16 protein-coding genes are annotated in these 21,939 nt (G+C 60.6%); 8 read left to right on the top strand and 8 right to left on the bottom strand.

Annotated features, from left to right (window positions below; genetic code table 11):
- Positions 1-43: 43 nt before the first annotated feature.
- The 5 genes from ACESMZ_RS16570 to typA all read right to left on the bottom strand — a co-directional run bounded on the left by ACESMZ_RS16570 (position 44) and on the right by typA (position 6,084).
- Positions 44-916, bottom strand: coding sequence for a CYTH domain-containing protein (locus tag ACESMZ_RS16570; RefSeq protein ID WP_372973020.1), 873 nt, complete (start codon positions 914-916; stop codon positions 44-46).
- Between the two features lie 112 nt (positions 917-1,028).
- Positions 1,029-2,027 carry a porin gene (locus tag ACESMZ_RS16565; protein ID WP_372973019.1) on the bottom strand — a complete coding sequence of 333 codons (999 nt, stop codon included), beginning with the start codon at positions 2,025-2,027 and terminating at the stop codon, positions 1,029-1,031.
- A 493-nt stretch (positions 2,028-2,520) separates the two neighbouring features.
- Complete coding sequence (dtd, locus tag ACESMZ_RS16560) at positions 2,521-2,964, bottom strand: D-aminoacyl-tRNA deacylase (protein WP_372973018.1); 444 nt, start codon at positions 2,962-2,964, stop codon at positions 2,521-2,523.
- A gap of 139 nt (positions 2,965-3,103) precedes the next feature.
- Positions 3,104-4,066, bottom strand: a complete 963-nt coding sequence (pip, locus tag ACESMZ_RS16555; protein ID WP_372973017.1) for a prolyl aminopeptidase — start codon at positions 4,064-4,066, stop codon at positions 3,104-3,106.
- Between the two features lie 206 nt (positions 4,067-4,272).
- Complete coding sequence (gene typA, locus ACESMZ_RS16550) at positions 4,273-6,084, bottom strand: translational GTPase TypA (protein ID WP_372973016.1); 1,812 nt, start codon at positions 6,082-6,084, stop codon at positions 4,273-4,275.
- A gap of 551 nt (positions 6,085-6,635) precedes the next feature.
- Between typA and glnA the strand changes: the two genes are divergently transcribed.
- From glnA to ntrC, 4 genes are all read left to right on the top strand, one after another.
- Positions 6,636-8,039, top strand: a complete 1,404-nt coding sequence (gene glnA, locus ACESMZ_RS16545) for a glutamate--ammonia ligase (protein ID WP_372957545.1) — start codon at positions 6,636-6,638, stop codon at positions 8,037-8,039.
- A gap of 172 nt (positions 8,040-8,211) precedes the next feature.
- Complete coding sequence (locus ACESMZ_RS16540; RefSeq protein ID WP_372973015.1) at positions 8,212-8,736, top strand: DUF4124 domain-containing protein; 525 nt, start codon at positions 8,212-8,214, stop codon at positions 8,734-8,736.
- Between the two features lie 366 nt (positions 8,737-9,102).
- Complete coding sequence (gene glnL / locus ACESMZ_RS16535) at positions 9,103-10,185, top strand: nitrogen regulation protein NR(II) (RefSeq protein WP_372957543.1); 1,083 nt, start codon at positions 9,103-9,105, stop codon at positions 10,183-10,185.
- Positions 10,185-11,612, top strand: coding sequence for a nitrogen regulation protein NR(I) (ntrC, locus tag ACESMZ_RS16530; RefSeq protein WP_372973014.1), 1,428 nt, complete (start codon positions 10,185-10,187; stop codon positions 11,610-11,612). Before glnL ends, ntrC begins: the two co-directional genes overlap by 1 nt.
- A 134-nt stretch (positions 11,613-11,746) precedes the next feature.
- On the opposite strand, the gene ssb is transcribed toward ntrC, so the two are convergent.
- Positions 11,747-12,286, bottom strand: coding sequence for a single-stranded DNA-binding protein (ssb, locus tag ACESMZ_RS16525; RefSeq protein WP_372957541.1), 540 nt, complete (start codon positions 12,284-12,286; stop codon positions 11,747-11,749).
- Positions 12,270-13,544 carry an MFS transporter gene (locus ACESMZ_RS16520; RefSeq protein ID WP_372957540.1) on the bottom strand — a complete coding sequence of 425 codons (1,275 nt, stop codon included), beginning with the start codon at positions 13,542-13,544 and terminating at the stop codon, positions 12,270-12,272. Before ACESMZ_RS16520 ends, ssb begins: the two co-directional genes overlap by 17 nt.
- 196 nt (positions 13,545-13,740) lie before the next feature.
- On the opposite strand from ACESMZ_RS16520, the gene pomA reads away from it, so the two are divergent.
- The 3 genes from pomA (at position 13,741) to uvrA (ending at position 18,368) form a co-directional block, all read left to right on the top strand.
- Positions 13,741-14,508 carry a flagellar motor protein PomA gene (pomA, locus tag ACESMZ_RS16515; RefSeq protein ID WP_372957539.1) on the top strand — a complete coding sequence of 256 codons (768 nt, stop codon included), beginning with the start codon at positions 13,741-13,743 and terminating at the stop codon, positions 14,506-14,508.
- Positions 14,509-14,512: 4 nt separating this feature from the next.
- Positions 14,513-15,397, top strand: a complete 885-nt coding sequence (locus ACESMZ_RS16510) for a MotB family protein (protein WP_372973013.1) — start codon at positions 14,513-14,515, stop codon at positions 15,395-15,397.
- Positions 15,398-15,548: 151 nt separating this feature from the next.
- Entirely contained in the window at positions 15,549-18,368 is a 2,820-nt protein-coding gene (gene uvrA, locus ACESMZ_RS16505) for an excinuclease ABC subunit UvrA (protein ID WP_372957537.1), read from the top strand.
- A 150-nt stretch (positions 18,369-18,518) separates the two neighbouring features.
- On the opposite strand, the gene ACESMZ_RS16500 is transcribed toward uvrA, so the two are convergent.
- Positions 18,519-19,388: a tetratricopeptide repeat protein gene (locus ACESMZ_RS16500; RefSeq protein ID WP_372957536.1), complete on the bottom strand. Its 870-nt coding sequence runs from the start codon at positions 19,386-19,388 to the stop codon at positions 18,519-18,521.
- Between the two features lie 242 nt (positions 19,389-19,630).
- Here ACESMZ_RS16500 and lon point away from each other — a divergent pair.
- A partial coding sequence (gene lon, locus ACESMZ_RS16495) for an endopeptidase La (RefSeq protein ID WP_372973012.1) occupies positions 19,631-21,939 on the top strand: 2,309 nt, incomplete at its 3' end.

The following is a 21,939-nucleotide window of genomic DNA, read 5'->3' as shown; positions in this document are numbered from 1 at the left end:
GCCGGCGCGACACGGCCGGGTTCTGATTTTGCAGCCAGGCCAATCAGCGTGCCTGGTCTTCCAGGGCCAGCAGGGCCAGCTGAAACTGGCCCAGCCGTACGGACTGGCTGGCCAGTACTGCAACGCTCTGACCCGCCTGCAGCTGTCCCTGAAGCCATGCCACATCCTTTGCCAGGTGATCCGGCAAACCAGGGCGCCCGGCCAGCTCAGCCAGATCTGACCCCAGCTCACGGTCCATGGCACCGGTCAGCCAGGCACGGGCCAGACCGTGCGTGACCCGGTTAACCAGCGGATCACTGTCTGGCAAGGGTGATGGCTGATGCAGCCCTGCCAGGGCATAGCCCTGCTCCGCCTTGCTGATCAGGTTCAGGAACACCGGTATTTCCGCTGCCAGCTCCCGGGCCCAGACCAGCAGGGCGTCAGCACTGCCCGCCTTCAGCTCCAGCTCGAGCTCACACAGATCCCGGGCCTGGCCGCCGGCCTCGATGCTGCCCTGATCCAGGGCACACTCGACGGTGGCATTGGCACCCTCAAGCATCACCACCCGGCGCAGAAAGTTGGTTTCAAAGACCGGCGTCAGTTCGGCCAGGTTAACGCCTTCACCCACCGGTGTGTCAGCCAGCAGCCCGATATTCAGCTCTGTGCCGGTCAGCGGCCACTCCCACTCCTGGCGTTTATGGGCACCGTCCACAAACTCTCCCTGGGTTTTCAGGGTCTGGATGTAACGGTCACCGGCCTGCCGTACCCGCAACGCGACTTTCTGGCGATTCAGCTCGCCAGCGGGCGTGTCGTAGTAGCGATTGACCAGGGTTTTCTCACCGCCGGCCCGAACCCCGGCCTGGGCCAGCAGCCACTGCCGGGCCTGGTTCAGGGCGCCGGGGGTCAGGCTGAGCTTGATTTCCAGTTCTTCTGCCATGGGACCACTCTCCGACCAATTTTCTCATCAGCTTAAACGAAAAAACCGGCAGCCCGAAGGCTGCCGGTTTTTCTTGATGCTTTACTGCTTCGTATTTCAGCTAATCAGCTGATCAGAAGTAGTAGACAGCGCCAACAGCTGCGACAGTGCGCTCGTCGGTGTATGCATCATTACCTGCATCATCTTCATATTCGTATACATTGTCGCCACCACCCAGGTAGCCTTCAACATAGACGTACATGTTGTCGGACAGGTTGTGCAGGGCCTGCAGGGTGACAGTGTCGTAGTCCAGCTCGCTACCGAAATCTTCTTCAGTGCGCTCGTAGGACAGCGCGAAACGGTTGGCTCCGAGGGTGTAAACACCCATTACGCCGTAGGTGTCCCGCACGTCATCACGTGTGTGATACTCAGCAGTCAGAGCCAGGTTGTCCAGGCTGTAAGTACCGCGAACACCATAGGTGTTCTCGTTGTTGGCGTCTAGGCCAGTGTTGTCGTTGGAGTCAATAGCTGCGGCCAGTTCCAGGTTGTCCATGGTGTATACAGCAGCCAACTGCCAAGGGAAGGACTTATCATCACCGCCCTTAGTGTCACTGTCGCCGTTATACTGAACAGCACCCCAGATGGACAGGCCTCCAAAGGAAGGAGACATGTACTGAACCAAGTCGCCTTCACCGGTAGAATAAGGAGCAGCTTGACGAATCACTGCTGTTTCATAGTACTCGGAGATAACGGTAACGGCACGCTCGTAAGTAGAGTCGTCCTTACCTACCCACAGCTGCCCGAAGTTGTCACCACGGACACCGATGTAGGCTTCATCGATCTCATAGATACCATCGTCTTTGTCTGCGTTGGCATCATTAGCTTCGGCGTCGAAGTGAAACTCAGCCTTGAAGAAACCTTCCAGGTTCGGAGTAATGGCGTGATCGTGCAGAACGCCAACAGTCGAGCCATTGTCAAAGTGGTTGGTTTCAGACGGGCCGTCCTTGTAATCGTCGTAGGTTGCGGCCAGCTGGATGTTACCGTAAATAGTAGGCAGGTTGCTTTCCTGGGCCAGCACGGAGCCGGAGAAGGTAGCAGCGGCAATCGCAGAAGCGATGAGTGTCTTTTTCATTTTGCATCTTCCTTTTGAGTTAACTCAGGTTTTTTAGCGACGGGCCTGACCCGCCTGTCAGTCTCAGTACGCCCGCCTCCGCCTGCCTGGGCAGTGGCTGCGGGGTGATGACGTCAGGCTTCTTATATCGGAGCCCTTCACAGTCAATCACTTACAAGGCTTTCTTAAAGCCCTGTCTTGATAAACCCTTTTTAATACACGAGCCGATTATTTGCAAATTTTTAACCGGCATTTTTTAGCACATTGTGGCAGCTTCAGGCACTGCTTATAACCCGTGATGTCACCCCTTTGAACAAGATTGAGACCACTTTCTTCAAAGACGCCTGAATTCAATGCCTTATAAATGAGGCACGTACTGCCGCGACGATCAATACCCCGTTGCCCGCACCAGTTTTGGGCGCTCAGTGCGCCCCCGCCTCACAACTGCACAGTTCGCGAGCAAAATCAGAAGTTGCGAGACTTTAACGTTAACGCTTCCCAATGACAAGTTGGTTCAGACACTCAACAAAAAGGTCACTGGCCCGTCGTTAACCAAGGCCACCTTCATGTCCGCACCGAACTCCCCCTGACCTACCCGGGTCTGACCCAGCTCCCCTTCAGCCTTGCGGACAAATTCGGCCACCAGTTCTCGCGCACGATCAGGCGCGGCCGCCCCGGAAAAACCCGGGCGGGTGCCAGAGCCGGTGTCAGCGGCAAGGGTAAACTGGGGAACAATCAGAAGGGAGCCACCGCAATCTTCCAGGCTTCGGTTCATGCGGCCCTTACCATCGGGAAAAATCCGGTAGCGGATAACCTTGTGCAGCAGCGCATCTGCTTCCGCCAGTCCGTCGTTCCGTTCGACGCCGAGGAGCAGCAACAAACCCATATCGATGCTGGCAACCGTGTTGCCATCCACCGACACGCTGGCTTCTGTCACTCTCTGGATCAGTCCCTTCATGAAATCCCTGGTACAAGATTGGGTCAGGAGCGTGCCGGATTCTATCGGCCGGCCACCCACGAAGCAAGTGAGCAAGGTCAAGAAGGCCGCTGATACGGCTATTTAAAGGAAACAGCGAATCCAGTCACCGCCAGCCGCCTCAGGCCAGGCGCGGTGACGCCTGTCGGGAAACCGATTCAACCGCACGGATAAGTGCATCCACGATGGGCGGCTCCGAGGCCGAGTGCCCCGCGTCACGGATGACCTGAAGCTCGGCCTGGGGCCATGCTTCGCTAAGGGCATAGGCGTTATCCAGTGGACACACCATGTCATACCGGCCATGAACGATCACGGCCGGGATCTCCGCCAGACGATGGGCATTATCCAGAATCTGCCGTGGTGTCAGGAAAGCATTATTCATGAAATAGTGACATTCGATCCGCGCCAGGGCGATGGCCGTATGGGGGTGGGCAAAGTGCTCGACCACACGGGGGTTGGGGTGCAGGGTGGCACAACGTCCTTCCCACACGGACCAGGCCTTGGCAGCCTGGATCTGCTCCAGCTCGTTCTCACTGGTCAGGCGACGGTAGTAAGCGCTGACCATATCATTCCGCTCCGCCTCAGGAATGGGCGCCAGGTAGTCCTGCCAATAATCCGGAAACACCCGCCCGGCCCCACTCTGATAGAACCACTGAATGTCCTCAGGCCGACACAGAAAGATGCCCCGCAGCACCAGGCCCAACACACGGTCCGGGTGGGCCTCCGCATAGACCAAGCTGAGTGTGGAGCCCCAGCTACCACCGAAAAGCATCCACCGGTCAATGCCCAGAAACTCCCTCACTCGCTCCAGGTCTTCCACCAGCGCCTGGGTGTTATTGCCCTCCAGCTCCGCCAGTGGCGTCGAGCGACCCGCACCCCGCTGGTCCAGTAGAATGATCCGGAACCGCTCGGCATCAAAAAAACGCCGGTACCACTCCTCGCAACCTCCGCCGGGGCCGCCGTGAACGACGATCACGGGAATACCCTCCGGGTTGCCGGACTCTTCCAGGTACAGCTCATGGGGCGCATCTACCGCCAGGCGGTGGCGGGCGTAGGGTTCGATTTCCGGGTAGAGGGTGAGCATTGGCAACTCCTTGTCATGATCAGAAGGAGTCTAGCGGAGATACGGGCAGGAAATACAGTTGGGACAGTGCTTTCCTTCGCGGTTTCTGCAAGAGGCCTGGTCTCCGGGCCACGTCCTTCGACAGGCGCCCTTCGACAGGCTCAGGGCGAACGGAGCTTATCTCCTGTTCGCCCTGAGCCTGTCGAAGGGCGCGGCAGAGCCGGGCCTTACTTCTTGCCGGCCCGCTTCCGCTCGTTCTCGGTGAGGAACTTCTTGCGCAGGCGGATGGACTTGGGCGTCACCTCTACCAGCTCGTCGTCGTCGATGAACTCCAGGGCCTGCTCAAGGGTGAACTTGATGGGCGGTACCAGGGCGATGACTTCGTCCTTGCCGGAGGCGCGCATGTTGTCCAGCTTCTTGGCCTTGGTCGGGTTCACCACGATGTCGTTGTCACGGCTGTGGATGCCACACAGCTGTCCTTCGTAGATCTCCTGCCCTGGATCCAGGAACAGCTTGCCGCGGCTCTGGAGCGTTTCCAGGGAGTAGGTCATCGCTGTGCCCTTGGCCATGGAAATCAGCACGCCGTTCTGGCGGCTGCCCATGGCGCCCTCTTTCAGCGGGCCATAGTGGCTGAAGGTGGAAGTCAGGATACCGGTACCGGAGGTCATGGTCAGGAAGGTGTTACGGAAACCGATCAGGCCCCGGGCTGGAATGGTGTATTCCAGGCGGATGCGGCCCTTACCGTCCGGGATCATGTTGGTCAGGTCACCTTTACGCAGGCCCATCTGCTCCATAACCGGGCCCTGGTGCTGCTCCTCGATGTCGACGATGACATTCTCGTAGGGCTCCTGCTTCTTGCCGTCGATCTCGCGGATCACCACTTCCGGGCGACCCACGGCCAGCTCGAAGTTCTCCCGGCGCATGTTCTCGATCAGAACGGACAGGTGCAGTTCGCCCCGGCCGGAAACCTTGAACTTGTCGGCGGACTCGCCTTCCTCAACCCGCAGCGCCACGTTGTGCAGCAGCTCTTTTTCCAGACGCTCCTTGATATTGCGACTGGTGACGTACTTGCCTTCCTTGCCGGCAAACGGCGAGTCGTTGACCTGAAAGGTCATGGACACGGTAGGCTCGTCCACGGTCAGCGGCGGCAGGGCCTCGACGGCATTGGGGTCACACAGGGTGTCGGAGATATACAGCGGGTCCAGGCCACTGACGCAGACAATATCGCCAGCCTGGGCCGCTTCCACTTCCACCCGTTGAAGGCCGGAGTGGCCCATGATCTTCAGGATACGGCCGTTACGCTTCTTGCCATCGGCGCCAACAGCCACAACCGGGGTATTGGTTTTCACCTGGCCACGCATGATACGACCGATGCCGATAACACCCAGGAAGCTGTTGTAGTCCAGCTGGGAGATCTGCATCTGGAAGGTGCCTTCCGGGTCGACGTCCGGGGCGGGAACGTGGTCAACAATGGCCTGGAACACCGCGTCCATGTTGTCATCCAGCGCTTCGTGCTCCATACCGGCAATACCGTTGAGGGCACTGGCAAACACAATGGGGAAGTCCAGCTGCTCGTCGGTGGCACCGAGGTTGTCGAACAGGTCGAATACCTGGTCCACTACCCAGTCAGGACGGGCGCCCGGGCGGTCGATCTTGTTGACGACCACAATGGGGCGCAGGCCAGCCGCAAAGGCTTTCTGGGTGACAAACCGGGTCTGTGGCATAGGGCCGTCGATGGAGTCGACCACCAGCAGCACACTGTCGACCATGCTCATGACCCGCTCTACCTCACCGCCGAAGTCGGCGTGGCCCGGGGTGTCCACGATGTTGATGTCGTAGTCGTGCCATTTCAGGGCTGTGTTCTTGGCCAGGATGGTGATACCACGTTCCTTTTCCTGGTCGTTGGAGTCCATAACCCGCTCGCTCTCGAGCTCTTTACGGTCAAGGGTGCCGGACTGGCGCAGCAACTGGTCTACCAGGGTGGTTTTACCGTGGTCAACGTGGGCAATAATGGCAACGTTTCTTAACTTATCAATCACAAAAAATTCCTGTGGCATGTCTGGTGACCTGAGAGGGTCGCGCGTACGCGCCGCTAACAGCGGATCGCCTACATGCCATCTCAAATCTGAAAATGAATAGTCTCCCGGCTCACTGACCGGTACCCTACAAGGAAATCAGGCAGGGGGAGAAATTGCGGGCGCAGTATATAGCAAAGTCCGTGTCGTTTATATGAAGAAAAACGCCTATCCTGTTCCGGTGCAAAGCACGGCATGCTGCACTATAAAGGCTCACGGCCAGGCGATTGTGCACATTTTTGGTGCGCAAAACCTGCAAGCCCGGCGCGCCCTGCCCCACTGCGGAGCGGGAGCTGCCCTCAGAAGGGCCGTGGTTGCGCCGTTGTGGCGCGCCGGCCAAAAACTGGCAAGCACATTGCATTCACTCAGGACAGCCGAATGTCAGAGCGATTCCGGCGTTTCCAACGGACCCGGGGTCGCCGCAGCAACAGATCGGACCGCAGCGAAGCTGAACGATCCGGCACAACAAACACCGAAATCACCCGCAGCACGGGTTAACTTACGGAGTAACCACAATGTCCAAGACGATTGATCTCATCAAGGAACACGAAGTCAAATGGATCGACCTGCGATTCACTGACAGCCGCGGCAAGGAGCAGCACGTTACCCTGCCCGCCACCGAGGTGGACGAGGATTTCTTCACCGAAGGCAAGATGTTCGATGGCTCCTCAATTGCCGGCTGGAAGGGCATCAACGAATCCGACATGATCCTGATGCCGGACGACGAAACCTCCGTGCTGGACCCGTTCACTGAGGAAACCACAGTCAACATCACCTGTGACATCGTGGAGCCCTCCACCATGCAGGGTTACGAGCGTGATCCCCGCTCCGTGGCCAGGCGTGCGGAAGAATACCTGAAGTCCACCGGCATCGCCGAAGGCGCCCTGTTCGGACCCGAGCCCGAGTTCTTCGTGTTCGACTCCGCCAAGTGGGCTATCGACATGAAAGGCGCCATGTACGAGCTGTACTCTGAGGAAGCCGCCTGGGTATCCGGCGAAGACTTCGAGCGCAACAACATCGGTCACCGCCCGGGCGTTAAAGGTGGTTACTTCCCGGTTCCCCCGGTTGACAGCCTCCACGACCTGCGTGGCGCCATGTGTGCCGCCATGGAATCCATGGGCCTGGAAATCGAGGTTCATCACCACGAAGTGGGCACCGCCGGCCAGTGTGAGATCGGCGTTGGCGCCAACACCCTGACCCGCAAGGCTGACGAAGTACAGATCCTGAAATACTGCGTGCATAACGTGGCCCACGCCTACGGCAAGACCGCCACCTTCATGCCCAAGCCGGTGGTTGGTGATAACGGTTCCGGCATGCACGTACACATGTCCCTGAACAAGGACGGCAAGAACCTGTTCGCCGGTGACGGTTATGCCGGCCTGAGCGAAATGGCCCTGTACTACATTGGCGGCATCATCAAGCACGCCAAGGCCATCAACGCCTTCACCAACAGCTCCACCAACAGCTACAAGCGTCTGGTACCAGGCTTCGAAGCACCGGTCATGCTGGCCTACTCGGCCCGTAACCGTTCCGCTTCCATCCGGATTCCCTACGTGAGCAGCCCGAAGGCCCGTCGTATCGAGGTACGTTTCCCGGATCCGTCCGCCAACCCGTACCTGGCCTTCGCTGCCCTGATGATGGCCGGCCTGGACGGCATCCAGAACAAGATCCACCCGGGCGATGCCATGGACAAGGATCTGTACGACCTGCCGAAGGAAGAGGCCCTGGAGATCCCCACCGTGGCCGAGACCTTCCAGGAAGCCCTGGACTGCCTGGCGGAAGACCACGAGTTCCTGACCCGTGGCGGCGTGTTCACCGAGGACATGATTGCCGGCTATATCGATCTGAAGCGCGGTGAAGTAGAGCGCCTGAACATGACTACCCACCCGGTGGAGTTCGAGCTGTACTACTCCTGCTAAAAGCGAGTCCGGCTGGTTACCGCCTTGTGCGGTAACGAAGACTCAAGCCCCGCCCCGTGCGGGGTTTTTTTGTGACTTTTACCTCACCGTAACCGAAGGCGACGCATGCTCCATTGCATTGCACCCCGCCTCTGCCGATAATCCGGCCATGGTCCACAGAAAGGTCCCGGATATGAAAACACAGCTCCTGATTGCCGCCGTCGCTTCGGCATTTCTTTCCCTGCCGGTCCAGGCCGAGGTCTACCGCCAGGTGGACAAGGACGGCAACGTTACCTTCACCGATGACCCCCAGGGGAAGGCTGAGCGGGTAAACGTCAAGCCGGCGACCACCATTACCATGCCCAAACCGGAAACCGTAGAGCAGCAGCTGGATGAGGAAGACGGCGAGATCGGTGACCAGAAAGCGTACGAGTCAGTAACCTTCCTGGCCCCCGCCGATGACGAGGCCTTCCACAGCGGTAGCGGCAATGTAGAGTTCCAGGTGGCCAGCGACCCGGGCCTGCGCCAGGGGCACCGTTTCGAGATCACCCTGGACGGCCAGCCGGTTGGCCAGACGACTTCCGGCACCGTGTCGGTCAGCAACGTTTTCCGGGGCACACACAATGCCGGCGTAAACGTGATCAACGCCGACGGTGAGCGGGTTTTCACCGGCGAGTCCATCAGCTTCACTATCCACCGCCCTACCGTAAATAACTGACCTGCCTGCGGCCGGGTCCGAGTGACCCGGCCCCGCTCCCCACTCCTCCCCTCTAAAATGCATGCACCACTTTAGTGCGCGCGCACCATTTAGAGACCATACTCTGATCCGAGACAGGGCGTTCCGTCAGCTACCCTGACTGGTACGCCATCGGCCCGCACCGGGTCGATCCCCTGTCCTGAGCGCCTTTGCCCGCAAATGGCGCACATACAGCAATAAACTGCGACGTCATCACAATTCTGGATCGGTTTTTGCAAATCACGGGTAGGTGCAGAAACACGCGTTACACACGATGACGAGTGGATGCCGCAGACCCCGGCGCCGACCACGATGGCGGACGTGCAGGGCAGCAACCGAGGGAGATTCATGGCAGCGGTTACGGACTACAAGAGCATTCTCGACAACCTCACCACGGCGGTGATCGTGGTGGACAGCAGTCTGCGGATCGATTACCTGAACCCGGCGGCCGAGAGCATGCTGGAGACCAGTCTGTTACGGGTACGCGGGCTTCGCCTGGCCGGCCTGCTGCTGGAGACCGACCAGTCCCTGGATACCCTGCAGACCGCCGTGGAAACGGGTCAGACCTATACCCGGCGGGAAGCCGAGTTCCTGCTGGCCACGGGCAACCGGCTAACCGTGGACTACTCCGTGACCCCTTTTGGTGCAGGCTCGGACCGGCTGCTGCTGGAAATCCAGCCCCGGGACCGGCTGATACGTATCAGCCGCGAGGAGGACCTGCTGACCCAGCAGGAGGCCACCCGCATTCTGGTGCGGGGCATGGCCCACGAGATCAAGAATCCGCTGGGGGGCATTCGCGGCGCCGCCCAGCTGCTGGACCGGGAGCTCTCGGACGCCGGCCAGAAGGAATACACCCAGGTGATCATCGACGAGGCGGACCGCCTGCGAAGCCTGGTGGACCGGATGCTCGGACCGAACCGGGCCATGCGGCTGGCGCCAACGAACATCCACGAAGTTCTGGAGCGGGTGCGCACGCTGCTGGAGGCAGAGAGCCGGGGCAAACTCAACTTCCGCCGGGACTACGATATAAGCCTGCCGGAATTCCCCGGCGACAAGGAACAGCTGATACAGGCGTTTCTCAACATCGCCCGCAACGCCATGGAGGCCGCCTTTGAGTACCGGGACGGACCCTGCAGCGACGAACCGCCCACGATTACCTTCCGCACCCGGGTACTGCGCCAGTTCACCATTGGCCAGAAGCGCCACCGCCTGGTGTGTCGGGTGGACATTATCGACAACGGGCCGGGCATTCCCCCGGACCTGTTGCAGAACATTTTCTACCCCATGATCAGTGGCCGGGCGAATGGCACCGGTCTGGGGCTGTCCATTACCCAGAGCATCATCGGACAGCATCGCGGGCTGGTGGAATGTGAAAGCGAGCCCGGCAAGACCGACTTCATTATTTTTCTGCCGCTGGAGGAGACCGCGTGATGAGTCAACCGGCAAACGTCTGGATCATCGATGATGACCGCAGCATCCGCTGGGTGCTGGAACGCGCCCTGACCCAGGCCGGAATGGCACCCCGGGTATTCGAGAACGGCGATAACGTCATGATGCGCCTCGAGCATGAGGAGCCGGATGCCATCATCAGCGATATCCGCATGCCTGGCATTGATGGCATCGCCCTGCTCACCAAAATCGTTGAGCAGCACCCGGACGTGCCGGTGATCATCATGACCGCCCACTCCGACCTGGAGAGCGCCGTCACCAGTTACCAGAGCGGTGCCTTCGAGTACCTGCCCAAACCCTTCGACGTGGACGACGCCGTGGCACTGGTCAAGCGGGCCGTCGCCCACAGCCACGAACGCCGCGCCACCTCAGAGCCCAGTACCGAGTCACCTCACCGTAACGCCGAGATCATCGGCGAAGCCCCGGCCATGCAGGAGGTTTTCCGGGCTATCGGCCGGCTGTCCCACTCCAATATCACAGTGCTGATCAACGGCGAGAGCGGCACCGGCAAGGAGCTGGTAGCCCAGGCCCTCCACAACCACAGCCCCCGGGCCAGCCACCCGTTTATCGCCCTGAACATGGCGGCCATTCCCAAGGACCTGATTGAGTCGGAACTGTTTGGCCACGAGAAAGGCGCCTTTACCGGCGCCGGTGCGGCCCGTCAGGGCCGGTTTGAGCAGGCCAACGGTGGCACCCTGTTCCTCGACGAGATCGGCGATATGCCCGCCGATACCCAGACCAGGCTGTTGCGGGTACTGGCTGACGGAGAGTTCTACCGGGTAGGCGGCACAACCCCCATCAAGGTGGATGTACGCATCATCGCCGCCACCCACCAGGACCTGGAAAAACTGGTGGAGGCTGGTACCTTCAGGGAAGATCTTTTCCACCGGCTGAATGTTATCCGCGTGCACCTGCCCAAGCTGGCGGAGCGCCGGGAGGATATCCCACGGTTGATGCAGCACTTCCTCAAGCGCGCAGCGAAAGAGCTGTCTGTGGAGCCCAAGCTGCTGCGCCCGGAAGCCGAAGAATACCTCACCACCCTGCCGTGGCCTGGCAACGTGCGCCAGCTGGAGAATACCTGCCGCTGGTTGACGGTGATGGCCAGTGGTCGCGAGGTTCACATCGATGACCTGCCACCGGAGCTGGTGCAGCAGGCGGAAACCCCCGCCACCGGCCAGACCTGGCAGGAGGGCCTGCGCAACTGGGCGGAGAATGAACTGCGCCGGGGCAAGAAGGGCATCCTGGACACGGCGGTGCCCGAGTTCGAAAAGATCATGATCGAAACCGCCCTCAAGCACACCGGCGGCCGTCGGCGGGACGCGTCGATATTGCTTGGCTGGGGAAGGAATACCCTGACCCGGAAGATCAATGAACTGGGAATGGATCATCCGGAGGTGGAGGAGCACTGAGGTAAATACCGAAGCCTGTCCCGCAGGAAGGCTCCAGCATGCCCAAAATCTAGAGTCCTGACCAATCGGTTACGAAAAAGCCTCCAACTGTGGAGGCTTTACCGGTACCAGCTTGAATTCCCTGCCTAGGCGGATTAGAACGGAATATCATCATCAAAATCGTCCACCGGCTCGGGCATATTACCCTGGCCTCCGGCTGGCTGGTTATAGCCACCACCTTGCTGACCTCCCTGGGCGCCATAATTGCCCTGGGGCGGCTGCTGGTTTTGCTGTGGTTGTGGCTGCGGACGCCCCTGAGGCGCGCCCTGATCCATACCGCCACCGGCACCACGGCTGTCCAGCATCTGCATCTGGCCGTTAATATCCACCACCACCTCGGTGGTGTAGCGGTCCTGTCCGTCCTGGCCCTGCCACTTGCGGGTCTGCAGCTTGCCCTCGATGTAGACCTTGGAACCCTTGCGCAGGTACTGGCCGGCCACTTCGGCGATCTTGCCGAACATGACGATACGGTGCCATTCAGTCTTGGGCACCATCTGACCAGTCTGGCGGTCCTTGTAGCTTTCATCGGTGGCCAGGTTGAGATTCACCACCGCGTTGCCATTCGGCGTATAGCGGGTCTCCGGGTCCTGCCCCAGGTTGCCGATCAGAATGACCTTGTTAACACCTCGTGCCATGTTTCACCCCTGCTGTGTCTTTGTTCATGTCTGACGCTCCTTCGTCAGCGTCCGTTGCGTCTAACTCTACCACGTTTCCACCCCGGTCCCGATAGCGGGGGGCCGGCATGGTGACGGCCACCACAAGCCAGGCCAGCAGTACCATTACCATCAGCCCGAAAACCCCGTCGGCACCGGCCCAACCCGCCAGCGCACCGCCGGCGGCACCACCAAGAAAGGCCCCGAAAAACTGCGATGTGGAGTAAACCCCCATGGCCGTACCCCTGGCCCCGGCCGGTGACTCCTTGCTGATCAGTGACGGCAGGCTTGCCTCAAGAAGGTTGAATGCCATGAAGAAGAAGAACAGCCCGAACCAGGCCGCCGTCAGGGAAGCCGACCACAGCCATAGCGCCACCGTCGCCAGGGCAAGCAGGGCAACCGCCCCGCACAGCGTGGCTTTCATCTGCTGCTTTTTTTCACCAATAATGATGAAAGGCACCATGGCGAAGAACGATGTCACCATGACCGTCAGGTAGAACCACCACATATCCCCCTGGGGCAGCCCCAGCCTGTCGGACAGCAGCAAGGGCACCTGGATGAACAGCGCGGTCAACGCCAGGTGCAGCGCAAATATCCCGAAATCCAGCCGCAGCAGGCGCTGGTCTGCCACCACCTGGCCCAGCATGGCCCGGGCTGGCAGATGCTCGCCCTCGGTGACCATGGCCGGGGGATTGGGCACCAACTTCCAGACAATAACAATGGCCACCAGGGCCAGCACCGCGGTGAGCCCGAAAATACCGGACAGGCCGGCCCACTGACCCAGCAGCGGGCCGACGATCAGTGACAGGGAGAACGACAGGCCAATTGTCACCCCGATCCCGGCCATGGCCTTGGTGCGCTGCTCTGCCCGGGTCAGGTCGCTCACCATCGCCATCAGCACACTGGCGATGGCGCCGGCCCCCTGCAGGGCCCGCCCTGCGATGACGCCATAGATATGGTCCGAGGCCGCCGCCAGCAAACTGCCCGCCGCAAAGATCACCAGGCCGAGATAGATCAGCCGCTTGCGCCCGAGACGGTCCGACAGGGCGCCAAAGGGCACCTGAAGGCAGGCCTGGGTAAGCCCGTAAATTCCGATAGCCAGGCCGATCAGCGCCGGCGTGGCGCCAGTCAACTCCGGCCCCAGCAGGGCAAAGACCGGCAGCACCATGAACAGGCCCAGCATGCGCATAGCGTAGACGGAGGCAAGTGCGGCAACGGCGCGGCGTTCCGAATAGTTCATCTTCAGGTCACGGTCAGGTTCAAAGCGGGCAAGTCTAACAGATAAGGGGCGTGAATTTATCGTTTGGAGGAGCATGGCTCACACAAACCGGGGCAACCCGTCACCGCCACCCCGCCGTATTTGATTTTCGTTAGCTGTATCTTGCCGGCCAGTTTGCTTACAATTCGTCCACTTTTTTCATACAGGAAGTTCGTCTATGGATCTGGCGACTCTGATTGGACTGGTCGGCGGCGCGGCCATCATCGGTACAGCCATTGTGCTTGGGGCCTCGTCGGAGGTTTTTCTCAATGTTCCGTCCGTACTGATCGTGGTGCTGGGCAGTTTCGCGGTAGTGCTGGCCAAGTTCAGCTTCAGTCAATACTTCGGCGCTCTGAAGGCGGCTGGGCGGGCGTTTTCCTTCAAGCTGCCGGACACGCAAGAGCTGATCGAAGAGTTGGTGGACATCGCCAACATCGCCCGCAAACAGGGCGTACTGAACCTCGAGGGACGTGAGGCTAGTTCAGACTACCTGGCCCAGGGCATCCAGCATCTGGTGGATGGCCAGCAGGCGGACGTCATCAACGAGCTTCTGACCAAGGAGCGCCTGCTGACCATCGACCGCAATCGCTGGGGCACCAAGGTCTTCAGGGCCTTTGCGGATGTCGCGCCTGCCATGGGCATGATCGGAACCATCGTGGGCCTGGTGCAGATGCTCTCCAACATGGAAGACCCCAAGACCATCGGACCGGCGATGGCCGTCGCCCTATTGACTACACTTTACGGCGCCATGATTGCGACCATGATTGCCAACCCGATTGCCGACAAGCTGGAACTGCGCCTGACCGAAGAGGCCCGGATGCAGTCACTGGTCTCCGACGCACTGGTGGCTATCCAGCAAGGCCAGAACCCGCGGGTTATCGAACAGATGCTGTCCAGCTACCTGCCACCGGCCAAGCGCGACGCTACGGCAGAGAGCGGGGCCTGAAATCATGGATGAACTGCCAGAGGAGGAGTCCACAGGCACCCCGGCCTGGGTGGTCACCTTTGCTGACCTGATGTCATTGCTGATGTGCTTCTTCGTGCTGCTGCTGTCGTTTTCCGAGATTGACGCCATGAAGTTCAAACAGATCGCACAGGAAATGGCCAAGGCCTTCGGCGTGCAACGGGAAATACCAGCTGTGGAAATCCCCCAGGGAACCAGCCCGGTATTCCAGCACTTCACCCCCGGCAAACCCGACCCCACCGACCTTGATGAGGTGCGCCAGTCCACCACCCGGAAAGAGCCTTTCCTTGAGCGGGAGCCTGCCACACAACCCAGCGAGCAGACCACCAATGAACGGGTTGTTCAGTACGCCGAACTATTTAAAAATGCGCTGCGAGAGGAAATCGCCTCCGGCCAGCTGGAAGTGCGGACCCAGTCCGGCAAACGACAGATCGTAATGCGGATTGAGGAGCGGGGGTCCTTTCCATCAGGCTCTGCTGAGCTGACCTTCGCCATGGTCGACCTGCTCTACCGGATGGGCAAGGTGCTCACCGATATTCCCGGCGACCTGACGGTGGAGGGCCATACGGACAATATCCCGATCCGTAGTGGTCGCTACGAATCAAACTGGAACCTGTCTGCGGACAGGGCTGCGGCAGTGGCGAATGCGTTGATTGAAGCGGGACCACTCGATGAGACGCGTTTCCGGGTTATGGGCCTGGCATCTACCCGCTCCCGACAGCCAAACTCAACCCCTGAAAACCGCGCCCTGAACCGGCGTGTGGAAATTATCGTGGACCTGTCGGACGAGCCATCCGAAACCCCGACCACCCTGGAGGATTTACCCCCGGACATTCTGCTGGACACCGACTCCCCTCTCGGGAAACCCTGACATGGCAATCCCCGGCTTTGCCCCCAGATAACTCCCTTCGAGGTTGGCGACAGACCCGAAGCCGTTATACTGGCGTATTTTCCGGGACGAAACCGGGCCGCCTGCCCGCCCCCGACTCTCCGGTCAGAACCGAAATCGCCAGAGGAGCACTATGGAGACCATCCAGGTCAAAGGCGCACGCACGCACAACCTGAAGAACATCGATGTGGAACTGCCCCGGGACAAGCTGATTGTCATTACCGGGCTGTCCGGGTCCGGCAAGTCCTCCCTGGCGTTCGACACCCTCTACGCGGAAGGTCAGCGGCGCTATGTGGAATCCCTGTCCACCTACGCCCGTCAGTTCCTGTCGATGATGGAAAAGCCGGATGTGGACCACATCGAGGGCCTGTCACCGGCCATCTCCATCGAGCAGAAGTCCACCTCCCACAACCCGCGTTCCACCGTGGGCACCATCACCGAGATCTACGACTACCTGCGCCTGCTGTTCGCCCGCGCCGGCGAGCCCCGCTGCCCGGACCACGGCCAGCCGCTGGAGGCCCAGACCGTCAGCCAGATGGTGGACCAGGTGCTGGCCATGCCCGAAGGCAGCAAGCTGATGATCGTGGCGCCGGTGATCCGCGATCGCAAGGGTGAGCACCTGCAGGTGATCGACACCATGCGCAGCCAGGGCTTTATCCGCCTGCGGGTGGATGGCTATGTCTACGACATCGACGATGTACCGCCCCTGGACAAGAAAAAGAAGCACGCCATCGACGTAGTGGTGGACCGCTTCAAGGTGAAGGAAGGTCTGGAGCAGCGACTGGCAGAGAGTTTCGAGACCGCCCTTGAACTGGCCGACGGCATCGCCCTGGTGGCGGATATGGACGGCAAGGCAGACGATATCACCTTCTCCGCCCGCTATGCCTGCACCCAGTGCGGCTACTCCCTGAGTGAGCTGGAGCCCCGGATTTTCTCTTTCAACAACCCGGCCGGCGCCTGCCCCACCTGTGACGGGCTGGGGGTACGCCAGTTCTTCGACCCGGAAAAGGTGGTACACAACCCGGAGGCCACCCTGGCCGAAGGCGCCATTCGCGGCTGGGACCGTCGTGCGGTGTATTACTTCCAGATGCTGAACAGCGTGGCGGAGCACTACGGGTTTGACCTGGATACCCCGTTCGCGGACCTGCCGGAAGATTTTCAGAACGTCGTACTCCATGGCTCTGGCACGGAGGATATTCCGTTCCGCTACGTGAACTCCCGGGGCCATATCATGCAGAAGGAGCACCCGTTCGAAGGGGTGCTGCCGAACCTGGAGCGCCGCTACCGGGAAACCGAATCCCAGAGCATGCGGGAAGAGCTTGCCCGGCACCTGAGCACCCAGCCCTGCAAGGACTGTGGCGGCTCACGCCTGCGTCGCAGTGCCCGCCATGTGTTTATCGATGAGCACAACCTGCCGGATATCACCTACATGCCGGTGGGTGATGCCTTCAACTATTTCCACGGCCTGGAACTGCCGGGTCGCAAGGGCGAGATTGCCGAGAAGATCCTCAAGGAGGTCCGCCAGCGCCTGCAGTTCCTGGTGAATGTGGGGCTGGAGTACCTGACCCTGGAGCGCAGTGCCGACACCCTGTCCGGTGGCGAGGCCCAGCGTATCCGCCTGGCCAGCCAGATCGGCGCCGGCCTGGTGGGCGTGATGTACATCCTGGACGAGCCTTCTATCGGCCTGCACCAGCGGGACAACGACCGCCTGCTGGCCACCCTCACCCACCTGCGGGACCTGGGCAATACGGTGATTGTGGTGGAGCACGATGAGGACGCCATCCGTGCCGCCGACCATGTGCTGGATATCGGCCCCGGCGCCGGTGTTCATGGTGGCCATGTGGTGGCCCAGGGTACGCCGGCGGATATCATCGGCAACGAAAACTCCCTCACCGGGCAATACCTGAGCGGTGCAAAGGAAATAGCGGTACCCGTTACCCGCAATGAAGGCAATGGCAACACCCTGACCCTCACCGGGGCCACCGGCAACAACCTCAAATCCGTGGACCTGGAACTGCCCCTTGGGGTGATGACCTGCATCACCGGGGTGTCCGGCTCCGGCAAGTCCACCCTGATCAACGGCACCCTGTACCCGGTGGCAGCCACGAAACTGAACAAGGCGACCAGCCTGACCCACGGACCCTACAAAACCCTGAAGGGGCTCGACCACCTGGACAAGGTGATCGACATTGACCAGAGCCCCATCGGCCGCACCCCGCGTTCCAATCCGGCCACCTACACCGGCATTTTCACTCCCATCCGCGAGCTGTTCGCCGGCACCCAGGAAGCCCGTAGTCGAGGCTACAAGCCGGGACGCTTCAGCTTCAACGTCAAGGGCGGCCGCTGCGAGGCCTGCCAGGGCGACGGCATGATCAAGGTGGAGATGCACTTCCTGCCGGACATCTACGTGCCCTGCGATGTTTGCAAGGGCAAGCGCTACAACCGGGAAACCCTGGAAGTGCGCTACAAGGGCAAGAATATCAACGAAGTGTTGCAGATGACGGTGGAAGAAGCCCGGGAGTTCTTCGACCCCGTGCCCTTCCTCGCCCGCAAGCTGCAGACCCTGATGGACGTGGGCCTGTCCTACATTCGCCTGGGCCAGAGCGCCATCACCCTCTCCGGGGGCGAGGCCCAACGGGTGAAGCTGGCCCGGGAGCTGTCAAAGCGGGACACCGGCAAGACCCTGTACATCCTGGATGAGCCCACCACGGGCCTGCACTTCTACGATATCCAGCAGTTGCTGACGGTACTGCAGCGCCTGCGGGACCACGGCAATACCATCGTGGTGATCGAGCACAACCTGGATGTCATCAAGACCGCCGACTGGATCATCGACCTGGGGCCGGAAGGCGGCTCCGGCGGCGGTGAGATAATTGCCGAGGGCACCCCTGAGGAAGTGGCCAGAAACAAGCGGTCCCATACCGGGCGGTATCTGAAGCCGCTTGTGGGATAGAGACACCCCCTCTCGGAGGTCGTTTATACCCTCTCCCTCTACGGGAGAGGGTGAACGAGGGCCTACTCCGCCGTTGCCTGCTCCACCCTCACCCCAACGCCTCTCCCATCAAGGGCGAGGGGCTTGTACGGGAAAGCACACAGCTACGGTTTAATGCATCAGCGTATACAACTTCCGCCGATAGGTCCGCACATCCGGGTTGTTGTTCCCCAGCTTTTCGAACAGCTCCACCAGTGAGGTCTTGGCAATACCATCCTTGTAGCCGGCGTTGGTCTGCATCAGGCGAATCAGCAGGTCCATGGCCTCGGCGTTGCGGTCATTCAGGGCGTACTGCATGGACAGCTGGTGCAGGGCATCCGGGTCGTTCGGGTCCTGCTCCAGGGCCATTTCCAGGTCTTTGATGGGGGGCAGTTCGCCGGCCTGGCGGAGGATTTTCAGTCGTGCCGCCAGCTGTTTGGCCTTGGGCTGAAGCTTCTCTTCCGGGGGCAGGCTTTCCAGCACCTGTTCAGCGGTGTCCAGGTCGCCCTGCTCAGCCTTGATCTGGGCCAGGTCGATGAGCACTTTCAGGTCGTCCGGATTCTGCTGGTTCAGCTGACTGAAGATGGCCAGCGCACCGTCGAGGTCACCTTCTTCCCACAGGCGGTGGGCCTGATCGTAAGGTGCCTCCTGGTCCTCGGCCTTCTCCACGTGAGGCTCCAGCAACTTGCGCACTTCCCCTTCCGGCAGTGCGCTGTTGAAGCCGTCCACGGCCTGGCCATTCTTGACCAGGATCACCGTTGGCAGGCTGCGCACACCCAGGCTGGCGGTCAGCTGCTGCTGTTCGTCCGCGTTGACCTTCGCCAGCAGGAAGCCACCGTTATATTCCTCCACCAGCTTTTCCAGAATGGGCATCAGCTGCTTGCAGGGGGCACACCAGTCGGCCCACACGTCCACCAGGATCGGGGTGTTGGCGGACGCGTCCATGACCTTTTCCTGGAAGTTGTCGATGGTGGCTTCAAAGATAAACGGCGAGTTGCTCATGGGTCGGGTACCTGTCCTGATCCGGTTAGAAGGTTCTGAAGATTACGACCTACATGGTGCCTGAGACGCCAAATTCAAGCCAATACGCCAGAAGACGACGGGGCAGAAAGCATCGCGCGTCTAAAGCCTTGAATTCCTGATCGCCGCCGCTACATAGCTGGAAGTACCCCACGGGTTGAAGTACCCGTACACCGGTTGGCACCCGCTTACCGGCCCTCTGCCACAGAGACTATGAGGACACCATGGCCGACGAAAATCGTAACGAGGCACCGGAACAGGAAGACATCACCGAATACATCGGCACGGAAGAGAACAGCGGCAAGAGCCTGATCCTGCCCGGAGAGGCCCGGCCACGCCGTATGTATGTAATTCCGGTGTCCAACCGGCCGTTCTTCCCGGCCCAGGTGCAGCCGGTCATGGTCAACCAGGATCCCTGGCAGGAAACCCTCAAGCGAGTGGGCGACACCGAACACCACATGCTGGGCATCTGTTACGTGGAAGACCCGGACCCGGAGCAAAACATTCCCGGCAGTGAAGAGCTGGAAACCATGGGCTGCGCGGTTCGGGTTCACCATGCCCAGCAGGACAGCGGCAAGGTCCAGTTCATCGCCCAGGGCCTGACCCGCTTCCGCATCACCCAGTGGCTGCGCCGCAAGCCGCCCTACCTGGTGGAGGTGGAGTATCCCGAAGAGCCGGAGGAACCGGCGGATGAACTCAAGGCCTACACCCTGGCCATTATCAGTGCCATCAAGGAGCTGCTCCGCTCCAATCCGTTGTATGGCGAGGATGTGAAGCAATACCTGTCCCGGTTCGGGCCGGATGACAGCTCCCCGCTCGCTGACTTCGGAGCTTCCATGACCAGTGCACCGGGCCGTGAATTGCAGGATGTACTGGACACGGTCCCCCTGCTCCGCCGCATGGAAAAGGTACTGATGCTGATGCGCAAGGAGCAGGAAGTGGCCCGCCTGCAGGCGGAGATCAACGAGGAAGTGAACGACAAGGTTCAGAAGCACCAGCGGGAGTTTTTCCTGAGGGAGCAGCTAAAGGTCATCCAGCGGGAGCTGGGCATGGCCAAGGACGACAAGACCGCCGATATCGAGCGCTTCCAGGCCCGTATGGACAAGCTCGAACCCAACGAGGACGTACAGGCAAAGTTCGAGGAGGAACTGCAGAAGCTGCAGGTGCTGGAACAGGGCTCCCCGGAGTACGGCGTTACCCGCAACTACCTGGACTGGATTACCCAGGTGCCCTGGGGCATCACCTCGCAGGACCACTTCGACCTGAACCACGCCCGGGAGGTGCTGGACAAGGAGCACGACGGCCTCAACGATGTGAAGGACCGTATTGTGGAGTTCCTGGCGGAAGGCTCCTTCAAGGGCGAGATTTCCGGCTCCATCCTGTTGCTGGTAGGGCCGCCCGGTGTGGGCAAGACGTCCATTGGTCGGTCTGTTGCTGACGCGCTCGGCCGCGAATTCTACCGATTCAGCCTCGGCGGCATGCGTGACGAGGCCGAGATCAAGGGCCATCGCCGCACCTACATCGGCGCCATGCCCGGCAAGTTCGTGCAGGCACTCAAGGATGCGAAGGTATCCAACCCGGTGATCATGCTGGACGAGATCGACAAGATCGGCTCCTCGTTCCAGGGTGACCCGGCCTCCGCCCTGCTGGAGACCCTGGACCCGGAGCAGAACCGGGAGTTCCTCGATCACTACCTGGACGTGCGGCTGGACCTGTCCAAGGTGCTGTTTATCTGTACCGCCAACCAGCTGGACACCATTCCGCGGCCGCTGCTGGACCGGATGGATACCATCCGCCTGTCCGGTTACATCACCGAGGAAAAGCTGGCCATTGCCAAGCATCACCTGCTGCCACGCCTGCTGAAGCGGGCCGGGTTGCTGAAGAAGCAGCTCAACATTACCGACGCGGCCCTGCGGCAGGTGATTGAGGGCTACGCTCGGGAGTCCGGTGTGCGGAACCTGGAGAAGCAGCTGCACAAGATTATCCGCAAGGGCATTGTGAAGCTGCTGGAGACCCCGGACAAGCCGGTTCGGGTGGGCGTGTCTGACCTGGAAGCCTATCTGGGCCAGCCGGCTTTCCGAAAGGAGAAGGCGCTGAAGGGCGTTGGCGTGGTAACGGGTCTCGCCTGGACGGCCATGGGCGGTGCCACCCTGAGTATCGAGGCGTCCCGCATTCACAGCAACCAGCGGGGGTTCAAGCTGACCGGTCAGCTGGGGGATGTGATGAAGGAGTCAGCGGATATTGCCTACAGCTATGTGTCTTCCAACCTGAAGCGGCTGAAGGGCGACCCGGCGTTTTTTGACAAGTCGTTTGTGCACCTGCACGTGCCGGAGGGGGCGACGCCGAAGGACGGCCCCAGTGCGGGTGTAACCATGGCCACTGCCCTGCTGTCCATCGCCCGAAAGGAGGCACCGCCCCAGAATATTGCCATGACCGGGGAGCTGACCCTGACCGGTCAGGTGTTGCCGGTGGGTGGTATCCGGGAGAAGGTGATTGCGGCGCGGCGGCAGAAGATCACTACGCTGATTCTGCC

This window comes from Marinobacter sp. (assembly GCF_041690615.1).
Lineage (GTDB): Bacteria > Pseudomonadota > Gammaproteobacteria > Pseudomonadales > Oleiphilaceae > Marinobacter.
Note: the sequence above shows the minus strand (reverse complement) of the source record. Positions and strands in the feature narration are given on the sequence as shown.